This is a genomic window from Kitasatospora phosalacinea, from assembly GCF_030268885.1.
Lineage (GTDB): Bacteria > Actinomycetota > Actinomycetes > Streptomycetales > Streptomycetaceae > Kitasatospora > Kitasatospora phosalacinea_C.
Window position 1 is genome coordinate 1 of the sequence record NZ_BSSA01000110.1, and the last position, 487, is coordinate 487.

1 protein-coding gene is annotated in these 487 nt (G+C 73.1%); it reads right to left on the reverse strand.

Going from position 1 to position 487, the window contains the following annotated elements; genetic code table 11:
* Position 1: 1 nt before the first annotated feature.
* Positions 2–487 (reverse strand): electron transfer flavoprotein subunit beta/FixA family protein (locus QSK52_RS39160; protein ID WP_285741049.1); only part of this gene is annotated, 486 nt, incomplete at its 5' end.

Consider the following 487-nt stretch of genomic DNA (forward strand, 5'->3'; position numbering starts at 1 on the left):
GTCAGATGAACTTCTGCTCGGCGAGGTAGGCGGCGAGCTGCTTGCCGCCCTCGCCCTCGTCGGTCACGATGACGCCCTTGGTGCGGGCGGGGCGGGCGGTGACGTCCTCGACCTTCGTCCAGGCGCCGGCCAGGCCGACGGTGTCGGCGTCGATGCCCAGGTCGTCCAGGTCCAGGGACTGCACGGGCTTCTTCTTCGCGGCCATGATGCCCTTGAAGGACGGGTAGCGGGCCTCGCCGGACTGGTCGGTGACCGAGACCACCGCGGGCAGCGGCGCCTCGACCTGCTCGGTGGCCGCGTCGCCGTCGCGCCGGCCGGTGACCTTCCCGCCGGAGACCGCGACCTCGGAGAGCAGGGTGGCCTGCGGCACGCCCAGGCGCTCGGCCAGCAGCGCGGGCAGCACGCCCATCGTGCCGTCGGTGGAGGCCATGCCGCACACCACCAGGTCGTAGCCGGTCTTCTCCAGCGCCGCCGCCAGGATCGCCGA